7 protein-coding genes are annotated in these 9957 nt (G+C 49.4%); 5 read left to right on the top strand and 2 right to left on the bottom strand.

The annotated features are described in order from the left end of the window. Window positions 1–105: 105 nt before the first annotated feature. Entirely contained in the window at window positions 106–243 is a 138-nt protein-coding gene (locus RMO84_RS19190) for a hypothetical protein (RefSeq protein WP_310490038.1), read from the top strand. On the opposite strand, the gene RMO84_RS19195 is transcribed toward RMO84_RS19190, so the two are convergent. Continuing rightward, on the bottom strand, window positions 233–1768 hold the full coding sequence (locus RMO84_RS19195) for a cryptochrome/photolyase family protein (protein WP_310490039.1): 1536 nt from the start codon (window positions 1766–1768) through the stop codon (window positions 233–235). The genes RMO84_RS19190 and RMO84_RS19195 overlap by 11 nt on opposite strands. Window positions 1769–1872: 104 nt before the next feature. Here RMO84_RS19195 and RMO84_RS19200 point away from each other — a divergent pair, with 104 nt between their 5' ends. Continuing rightward, the gene (locus RMO84_RS19200; RefSeq protein WP_310490040.1) at window positions 1873–2679 is read left to right on the top strand and encodes an inositol monophosphatase family protein; all 807 of its coding nucleotides are present in this window, start codon (window positions 1873–1875) and stop codon (window positions 2677–2679) included. Window positions 2680–3181: 502 nt separating this feature from the next. Here RMO84_RS19200 and sigC read toward each other — a convergent pair. Continuing rightward, on the bottom strand, window positions 3182–4450 hold the full coding sequence (sigC, locus tag RMO84_RS19205) for an RNA polymerase sigma factor SigC (RefSeq protein ID WP_310490041.1): 1269 nt from the start codon (window positions 4448–4450) through the stop codon (window positions 3182–3184). A gap of 546 nt (window positions 4451–4996) precedes the next feature. Here sigC and pruA point away from each other — a divergent pair. The 3 genes from pruA to RMO84_RS19220 all read left to right on the top strand — a co-directional run bounded on the left by pruA (window position 4997) and on the right by RMO84_RS19220 (window position 9761). Beyond that, window positions 4997–8029, top strand: a complete 3033-nt coding sequence (gene pruA / locus RMO84_RS19210) for an L-glutamate gamma-semialdehyde dehydrogenase (protein ID WP_310490042.1) — start codon at window positions 4997–4999, stop codon at window positions 8027–8029. A 278-nt stretch (window positions 8030–8307) separates the two neighbouring features. Next, window positions 8308–8493 (top strand): hypothetical protein, encoded by a 186-nt coding sequence (locus RMO84_RS19215; RefSeq protein WP_310490043.1) that lies wholly within the window; start codon window positions 8308–8310, stop codon window positions 8491–8493. A 260-nt stretch (window positions 8494–8753) separates the two neighbouring features. Further along, window positions 8754–9761: a rod shape-determining protein gene (locus RMO84_RS19220; protein ID WP_396135903.1), complete on the top strand. Its 1008-nt coding sequence runs from the start codon at window positions 8754–8756 to the stop codon at window positions 9759–9761. Window positions 9762–9957: the final 196 nt, after the last annotated feature.

Raw genomic sequence — 9957 nt, forward strand, 5'->3', positions numbered from 1 at the left:
CCAAACACAGTTCTAGCTGCTGCCAAGCGGATCGTTAATCGATCGCTATTTCCCGCATTTTAGCCGATCGATCTCTGAATATGGGCGGCCAGGAACACAAATTTGATGAAGATCTCCGCAATTTCACTGGGGATCGCCGATCGAGATGGCTTGAGGAATCGATCTACTCAGCTTACTCTCGATGCGGTTAAAAGAATCTGGAATTTTGCGATCGAGCCGCACCTCCTATTCTCTATTCCCTAGCTCGCGATGCTGGTGCTAAATTCGATCGCGCCCAGTCAGTTGCTTGTTGGTGAATAGTTGCCATTTCTGTGGGCGAGATGTTATCGAGATGCTTGAGGATGAGTCCCATTCTGCCTTGGGATTGTAACTTCTCTTGGTGTCGATCGAGAAAGTCCCAGTAGAAAAAGTTGAAGGGGCAAGCTGTTTCGCCAGTGCGTTTTTTGGGATCGTATTGACAGCCAGCGCAGTAGTCGCTCATTTTATTGATGTAGTTAGCTGACGCGGCATAAGGTTTGGATGCCAGGATGCCACCATCGGCAAATAAACCCATCCCTAAAACATTAGTTTGCATCACCCAGTCGTAGGCATCGATAAAAGCAGCGTGAAACCAATTTTCAACTTGTTGGGGATTCAATCCAGCGATGAGAGCGAAGTTACTCAGCACCATCAGGCGTTGAATATGGTGCGCGTAACCGCTATCTTCGACTTGGACGAGGGTTTGGTGCAAGCAGTTCATTTTTGCTTGACTGGCATCCCAAAAAAAGGCAGGTAAGGGTCGATCGTGCCCGAACCAATTGGCATGAAAATAGTCATCATCGACATGTTGATAGATGCCATGCATGTATTCCCGCCAGCCGAGCACTTGGCGAATTAAACCTTCAACACTATTGAGATCCAAATCGCGATTGTGATAGGCGGTTTCGACGCGTTGAATTATTTCTAATGGGTTCAATAAGCCGATATTTAGATAAGGTGAGATTAAGGCGTGCCACATGGTAGTTTGTCCCGTTACCATCGCATCTTGATACGGGCCAAATGTAGGCAGCCTTCGATCGATAAAATCATCTAATACTTGCAATGCTTCGGCTCTAGTGACACCCCAATTAAATGATTCGAGTTTGCCGTGGGTAGTCGTATTTAAGTTTCGCACTTTAGCAATTACTTCAGTTGTAATTGCATCGGGTGTGAATTTGAGGGGGTTTGGTGGCTGTAATTTTTTACCTTTGGGTGGTTGGCGGTTTTCTTTGTCTAGATTCCATTTACCACCGATCGGGCTGTCGCCATTCATTAAAATGTTAAATTTCTGTCTACCAGCGCGATAGAAATATTCCATAATCAGACTTTTACGATTCTTCGTCCAATCTTCAAATTCCTCGGTACTCCACAAAAAATGATTATCGGGAAGTATTTCGAGCTGACAAGGTAAATCTAGCTGGTTAAGTACCGATCGAAACGGACGTTCGACGGGATTCATGACCCGTAGCTCGGTAATGTCGCGCTCCTTAATCCACTCTAGTAATGGCGGCAGAAAATCATCGGCGATCGCATATTTAACTTGCCAGCCATCGCGTTCCAATTCGGCTGCAAAGTGACGCATTGCCGACCAAATCAAGACCAATTTTTGCTTGTGATACCACCGCTCGCGCAAGTAGTTTAATGACTCGATGAGGATGACAGAAGTCTGCGATTTGCGATCCTGACAGCTCTGTAATGCTGCATGATTGTGGTCTAATCGATCGCCCAGAATCCAAATACCGATAGTCATAACAGCTCGATCGAATTTTACAAGTACTTTCAAATATTCTAACCAGACTCAGGTGTGCGGGGGTTTGGTAAGCTGATGGGGTATTTTGCCAACCTTCAAACAGCATGGAATTTTGGACGCAAGTGTTAGATGTCGCCCACACAACGGCGCAAAGAGTGGGCGTGCAGTTACTATCGGATTTTGGACGCGTCCAGGGTGCGGAGAAGGCGGATGGGAGCCTGGTAACGCAGTCTGATGAATGGGCGGATCGGGAGATTCGATCGAGTATCGCGGCAGTTTTTCCCGAACACGCGATCCTGAGTGAAGAAAACGAGCATGGGTTCACGGATGCCCAATGGACGTGGATTATCGATCCCCTCGATGGGACGACCAATTTTACGCGGGGGATTCCGTTGTGGGGGATTTCGATCGGGTTGTTGTATTACGGGCAGCCGGTGTTTGGGTACGTGTATTTTCCGCCGGTAAATCAGCGTTTCTATGGCTATTGGGCAGGGGATACGGGTTTGGCTCTGCCGAATGGGGCGTTTTTAAATGACAAGCCGATTCATGTCAGCCCCGATGAGCCGAGCGGGAATCATTTTTTTAGTTTGTGCGCGCGCAGCATTCAAATTTGGCAACCAGGATTTCCGTGCAAAATTCGGATGCTGGGGGTGGCGACTTATAATTTCCTGGCGGTCGCTGCGGGGGCGAGTTTGGGTGGGGTGGAAGCTACTCCCAAAATCTGGGATTTGGCGGCTGTGTGGGCGATCGTCCATGCTGCTGGCGGGACGTGGGTATCGTTGCGAGATGAGCCGACTTTCCCCGCGATCGTCGGGCGCAATTATGGCAGTTATGCGATGCCGAGTCTGATTGTCAATCGATGGGCATTAGCAGAATTGGTGTTACCGTTGATGGATTCTCTCTGGAGGTAGGTAGCGTCGATCGATTCCTTCTGAAAAGATCTCAAATTAAATGCAATCCTAAAAACTTTAGCCCGAACTCAGGTTAAATACCAGTGACAAGCCAATCGGCAAACGATCGATACTTGCGGGTTGCGATTTTCCTAGTGAGGACAGAACCCGGATCTGGGGGTTCCGACCCCCAGCCCCCCCGCTGAGAGGCGGGACGCCGCCTCTCACCCTCCCCGGCGTAAGGTTCGATTTGTGTGCGGCGGGGTGGGGGGGATATTTGCGATCGCGACAACCCAGATCTGGGGGTTGAAACCCCCAGACCCCCCGTTAAAATGTGAGTCGCTAAAACGTTAGAGAAAAGACGTATGCGATTCGCTGTGTAAGGTTCGATTTGTGGGAAGCAGGGTAGGGGGATGATTGCGATCTCACAATCGATCTTTGGGGGCTAACAGACTAGTAATCAATTGCGACTTATTACTCGCACTATCCACTATTCACTCCCCGCTCCCTGCTCCCCGATCTCCTAATTCATCGATTCCAAATAATCCCGTACCCGATTGCGACGTTTGGGTTGGCGGAGCTTTTGGAGGGCTTTGGATTCGATTTGGCGGACGCGTTCGCGGGAGAGTTCTAGTACTCGACCGATATCGGCGAGGGAGTGCGCTTGATTGTAGCCTAGTCCAAACCGGAGACAAATGACTTCGCGTTCGCGATCGGTCAAATCGGCTAAGAGTTGGACGAGTTCGCCGTGAAGGGACTCGCGCATCATCAGTTGTTCGGGGGTCACGTCGTCGGCTTCGAGGAGATCGCCCAATTCTGTGTCCCGATCTTTCCCGACTTTGACGTCTAAGGATACCGATCGCGGCACGCGCATTAAGACTTCTTGCAATTGCACTAGCGTCATATCTAGAGCTTTAGCGACATCTTCGAGTTTCGGGGCGCGTCCGGTTTCGAGGCTCAGTTCGCGCTGAACTTTTTTAATTTTGTTGAGTTTTTCGGTAATGTGGACGGGGAGGCGGATATTCCGGCTTTGAGTGGCAATGGCGCGGGTAATCCCTTGGCGAATCCACCAGTAAGCGTAGGTACTAAACCGATAGCCTTTAGTCGGATCGAATTTATCGACGGCGCGTTCCAAACCCATCGTGCCTTCTTGGATCAGATCCAGGAGTTCCATGCCGCGATTTTGGTATTTTTTGGCGACAGAAACTACTAAACGCAGATTGGCTTCGATCATGTGCTCTTTGGCACGGGTACCAGCCGTTTGCATGGTATCGATTTCGGCAACCGTAACGCCAGCTAATTCTGCCCAGCGTTGTTTGCCAGCCGCCAGTCTGGGCTTGAGTTCGGCGAGGGAAATACCTGCGGTGCTCGCCCAGCGTTCGAGGGAGGGGCGATGTCCCAATTGAGCGGTTAGGCGATCGTGAATTTCGATCGATTCGACGTAGTGTAAAATTGCCAAGTCCTGACTAGTACCGAGTCTGACTGCTTCGGCGGCTTGGTTGCGCAGTTCGAGCAATTGGACGTATCGCTGGACGACTTTGGCTTCGGAAATTTCTTCCTCACGCAACAGCAAGCGCACTTTGCCGATTTCTTGCAGGTATAAGCGGACTAAATCTTTGCTGTAGTAGATATTTTTAGCAGCAGTGGGGACGCTAGTGCTGTCGAGATCGTCTTCAAACAATTCGGGCAAAGAGGTGCGGAGGCTCTCTTCGTCCAGATCCATGCCGTTGAGATCCATCTCTGGAGCGGATTCATCGTATTCGACTGATTTAGATAAGGATTTACTTGGCATAGACTGTTCTCAGGGGTGCTCGAAAAATTTAGATATGAAAAAAGGTTAGATCCTACTGCTACCAGTTAAATTCTCTAGCGATCGCGATGGCTGTCTCAGACAAAGGCGCAACTACAGACCGCTAACAATATCATTCCCATCTTTTGCCAAAAACCCCTCACTCGATCGCTGGTTTTTACTCGATATTGATGAATTTGGACATCAGCATACTTGGGATTTGCAACAAAGATCGCGATTGCGCCGGTGGAAGTCTGTCTAAATCGCAGATTATCAACATCTCAGCTCGCGCCCGATCCATACTCGATTGGTAGGCGTCCGCTCGATCGATCTCTTGGCAGCGAGCGGCACGTAAAAAGTATCCAAACGATCGAGAGAAGTCACCTCTCAATCTGTAGTTGTGTCTCGATTGACGATCGAGTTAGACTTAAGATCGATTTCCGATTTCGAGATTTTAAAATCGTCAGCTCGATCGTCGATTATCGATCGTAATCTGTAAAAAGTGTTATCAAGGATACTGAAAAAATACATAATTAATGGGTGAGGGTGATGACAGCTCAAACACAGCCAACCGATCGCAATTTCGATCGTTCAGTAGAGATTGACAAGTACGAATCTCAGACCCAGGAACTAGCCAAACAGATTTTAAGCGGTACCGATCGAGATTCGATCTGGGCAAAGTTATCTCAATTTAAAGACGAACTGCGGATCGATGACAAGCTGATGGCTTGGACGATGGAAAATGATGGCTTGCGGGTACAATTATTTCGATTGATTGACTGCTTGCCGGCATTGCAAAGTAAAGCTGAAATTGCCCGACACATGCAAGAGTATTTAGCTAGCGACTCGATCGCAGTCCCAGCTTTACGATCTTTATTAAACTTCAGTACTGAAAATCCCAAATCAATTACCGCAACAGCGGCAGCCACAACACTCGCAACGGCAGTAGCCACTCTCGCCAAGCGATATATCTGCGGTGAAAATTTGGCAGCAGCGAGTAAAACGATCGAGCGATTGCGGCGCGAGCGATTGGCATTTACATTGGATTTGCTCGGTGAAGCGGTGATTAGTGAAGCAGAAGCGCAAGGCTATCTCGATCGCTATCTAGCCATCATGACCGACTTAGCCGATCGGGCTAAAAATTGGGAAGCGATTGCCCAGATCGATCTGGCTGATGGTGAAGCTCGCCATCGCGTTCAAGTTTCGGTGAAACTCAGTGCTTTATATTCCCAATTCGATCCGATCGATCCGGTCAAAACAACCGCAAAAGTCAGCGAACCAGCACGAATACTGTTGCGAAAAGCTAAGGAATTAGGCTGCGATCTGCATTTCGATATGGAACAATATGAATTCAAGTCGCTGACATTACAGATTCTCAAGCAAGTATTAATCGAGCCAGAATTTCGAGATCGCACAGATATCGGGATTACTTTGCAGGGCTATTTACGCGATAGCGAACGCGATTTAATCGATCTAATCGCCTGGGCAAAAGAACGCGATCGACCGATTACTGTCCGCTTGGTTAAAGGTGCCTATTGGGATCGAGAAACAATTCAGGCTCATCAACAAGGTTGGCCGGTACCTGTCTTTTTTGATAAGGTTTCGACCGATGCCAATTACGAGCGGTTAGTCCAAATTCTGCTAGAAAATCATCAATATCTTTATGCGGCAGTCGGCTCTCACAACGCGCGATCTTTGGCGAAAGCGATCGCGATCGTTCAAACTCTAAACATCCCGCACCGTGCCTTTGAAGTGCAATGTCTGTATGGGATGGGCGACAAATTTACCAGAGCGATCGCCAACATGGGTTATCGCGTGCGGGTGTATTGTCCGTTTGGCGAATTGATTCCGGGCATGTCTTATTTAATTCGGCGATTGTTGGAGAATACTGCAAATAGTTCGTTCCTGAGAATGAGTGGTAGTGAGTCGCGCGATCTAGCTAAATTGGTAGCTGCGCCAGTGATGACCGATCGAGATCGCAACTACAATGGCGCGTCTATTATGAATAGTTTCGATGGCTTTACAAATGCGAGCGATCGAGATTATGCGATCGCCGACGAGCGTACAACCGTCGAAGCCGCTCTGAAACAAGTACTTAACGAATTTGGCAATACTTATTTACCCATTATCGACGGTCGGACTGTTGAGACTGAAAAATATATCGAATCGATCGATCCAGCCAATTCTAGTCAAGTCGTCGGTAAAATCGGTCTAGCCAGTATCGAGCAAGCTGAATCGGCGATCGCCGCTGCCAAATCCGCCTTTACCACCTGGAAGAAATTAAGTGCCAAACATCGAGGCGATATCTTGCGACGAGCGGCAGATTTGATGGCAGCGCAACGTGCCGAACTGGCAGCTTGGATTACTTGGGAAGTGGCCAAACCCATGCGCGAAAGCGATGCCGAAGTGTCCGAAGCGATCGATTTTTGCCGCTACTATGCTCGGGAAATGGAACGCATTGAAAGTGGTGTCCAGCGCAATCTCCCTGGTGAAGATAATACTTATATCTATCAACCGCGCGGCGTAGTTGCGGTCATTTCCCCGTGGAACTTTCCACTGGCGATCGCGATGGGGATGAGTGTCGCCGCGATCGCTGCTGGCAATACAGTTATCCTCAAACCTGCCGAACAATCCTCAGTCGTCGGTGCCAAAATTGCCGAAATTCTGCAAGCTGCCGGACTACCAGCAGGCGTATTTAACTACCTTCCAGCCGAAGGTTCGACCGTGGGCGCGCACCTAGTCGAGCATCCTGAAGTATCGCTGATTGCCTTCACCGGATCGCAACAAGTCGGCTGCCAGATTATCGCCAAGGCAGCGATCTTACGCCCTGGGCAAAAACACATCAAGCGTGTCATCGCCGAAATGGGTGGCAAAAACGGCATCATCGTCGATGAAAGTGCCGATCTCGACCAAGCCGTCGTCGGCGTAATGAATTCCACCTTTGGCTTTGCCGGTCAAAAATGTTCGGCTTGCTCCCGCGCGATCGTCTTGGCTCCAGTTTATGACAATTTCCTCGATCGCTTAGTCGCCGCCACGCGATCGCTGACCGTGGGCGCAGCCCATTTGCCCGATACTAAACTCAGTGCGGTCATCGATGCCGATGCTCGATCGAAGATTCAGCAGTATATTACTCAAGGTAAGGAAACTGCCAAACTCGCTTTAGAAATGCCCGTACCCGCTGGTGGCTATTATGTCAGTCCGACAATCTTTAGCGAAGTCGATCCCCACAGCGCGATCGCTCGCGAAGAGATCTTTGGCCCCGTGCTAGCGGTCATTAAAGCCGCTAATTTCGATGAAGCACTAGATATCGCCAACGATACTAACTTCGCACTCACAGGTGGCTTATACTCCCGCACGCCGTCCCATATCGATCGCGCCTACCGCGAGTTTGAAGTTGGCAATCTCTATATCAATCGCGGCATCACAGGTGCGTTAGTCGATCGACAGCCCTTCGGTGGCTTCAAGCTCAGTGGTGTCGGTTCCAAAGCTGGCGGACGCGATTATCTGTTACAGTTCCTCGAACCGCGATCGATTACCGAAAATACCCAACGGCAGGGTTTTGCACCGTCAGTCTTAACTTAACCAATCCGGTTACTTGAAAACAGAGGCGATCTCCAAACAGTGGGTCGGGCAACAGAGTTGCTACCAGCCTAGAAATTACTGCTGTCGATTTCGGGGCGAGCGAGCGACTGCTAATTCACAGCCTCACTAGCCACGACCGAGGGGATCGAGTTGCCTGAATTACTGTAGCTAAAAATTGCAGAAAATCTTTAACTTTCGGCTGTGTATCCTGAGATGCGATCGCAATTACTACAGATCCCCGTGACTATTTAGCAAAAATTCAGCTGTGGATTGCCACTTTGGTTGAGAATCTGCCAACTAATATTGAGTCAGTTCGATCGAGGTACGGTAGTCACCGATCGCCCAATCGCCCTAGTTGTCAACTCAAACCCAATGCTGGAGTAGATCTCATTCCTGAAAGATCGAGTAGCGATCGAATGGGAATTTGGTGGCGATCGCAGCTAGACGAACGAAGCAAAACGTAATAAGATTCACGCAGTGGTACGAGGCATGTCTTCAATCGACAACGTTGAGACCACTGAGGAGTAGCCGTATCAATCAAGACAACAGGACAAAAACCTAGAACCACGCGCTGACACTCAGCAGATCGCGATCGGGGAATAGTAAATAAAACCTGCATTGTTAAACGATATTGGCCGATCGGGCATTAGCATAAATCGTTTATTTATAATTTGGGAGCATAGAAGGCGTGCGTTTTTTCAATCGCTTTTCCTTATCCAGAGACATGGGTATGGACCTGGGAACTGCCAATACACTAGTCTATGTAGCTGGCAAAGGTATCGTTTTGGCAGAACCTTCAGTGGTGGCGATGGACCAAAAGACTAAAATGCCACTCGCTGTCGGGATCGAAGCCAAAAAAATGTTGGGGAGAACCCCTGGTGATGTAATTGCGCTCAGACCGTTGCGCGATGGCGTCATTGCTGACTTTGATATCGCCGAAGTGATGTTAAAAGAATTTATTCGCCGTGCGAATGAAGGGAGTAACGTCATCAGACCACGATTGGTGATCGGCATTCCTAGCGGCGTGACAGCCGTCGAACGCCGTGCGGTAATGGATGCCGCACTCCAAGCCGGTGCGAGTGAAGTATTTTTGATCGACGAGCCGATTGCCGCAGCAATTGGCGCGGGATTGCCAGTCGGCGAACCAACCGGCAGCATGATTATCGATATCGGTGGCGGGACGACGGAAGTTGCGGTATTGAGCTTACAAGGCTCGGTAATTAGCGAGTCCGTACGGATTGCTGGGGACGAATTGAGCGACTCGATCGTCAACTACATGAAGAAAGTCCACAACCTGGTGATTGGGGAACGCACGGCTGAAGAAATCAAAATTAACATTGGTTCGGCCTATCCGATGCCCGAAGATATGGATACGACGATGGAAGTGCGCGGCGTGCATCTCTTGTCGGGATTGCCTCGGACGGTGACGATCAAAGGCCCCGAAATCCGCGAAAGTATGTCCGAACCGCTTTCGACGATCGTCGAAGCAGTCAAGCGGACATTGGAACGCACTCCCCCAGAGCTAGCTTCCGATATTATCGATCGCGGGATCATGTTGGCAGGTGGCGGTGCCAATCTGCGCGGCATCGATATGCTGATCAGTCATGAAACTGGTATCGTGACGCACATTGCCGACGATCCGCTGACCTGTGTGGTTTTAGGTACTGGCAAAGTGCTCGAAAACTTCAAAGATATGGATCGCGTCTTCAGCGGTCGATCGCGCAGCCTCTAGATCGGTTAGCGATCTCGCATCGCACTTCTTTAAAATAGGTGTAAGGTAAATTTTGAGCTTCCTTAAAGGATGTCTGAAAAGTATAATTGCTTCTTTTTTAGTGGGTAGATCCCCCCTAGCCCCCCTTCAAAAGGGGGGAATCGGACTCTTAGTCACCCGCTTGGTGCCTTTTCATGGTCGGGAAACCCGACCGAAA

Origin of the sequence: Chamaesiphon sp. VAR_69_metabat_338 (genome assembly GCF_031423935.1) — a bacterium.
Lineage (GTDB): Bacteria > Cyanobacteriota > Cyanobacteriia > Cyanobacteriales > Chamaesiphonaceae > Chamaesiphon.

Excerpts from the sequence above, each read along its gene's own strand:
- RMO84_RS19190 (WP_310490038.1), top strand. The coding sequence starts at position 106 with ATGAAGATCTCCGCAATTTCACTGGGGATCGCCGATCGAGATGGCTTG.
- RMO84_RS19195 (WP_310490039.1), bottom strand. The coding sequence starts at position 1,768 with ATGACTATCGGTATTTGGATTCTGGGCGATCGATTAGACCACAATCAT.
- RMO84_RS19200 (WP_310490040.1), top strand. The coding sequence starts at position 1,873 with ATGGAATTTTGGACGCAAGTGTTAGATGTCGCCCACACAACGGCGCAA.
- sigC (WP_310490041.1), bottom strand. The coding sequence starts at position 4,450 with ATGCCAAGTAAATCCTTATCTAAATCAGTCGAATACGATGAATCCGCT.
- pruA (WP_310490042.1), top strand. The coding sequence starts at position 4,997 with ATGACAGCTCAAACACAGCCAACCGATCGCAATTTCGATCGTTCAGTA.
- RMO84_RS19220 (WP_396135903.1), top strand. The coding sequence starts at position 8,754 with ATGGGTATGGACCTGGGAACTGCCAATACACTAGTCTATGTAGCTGGC.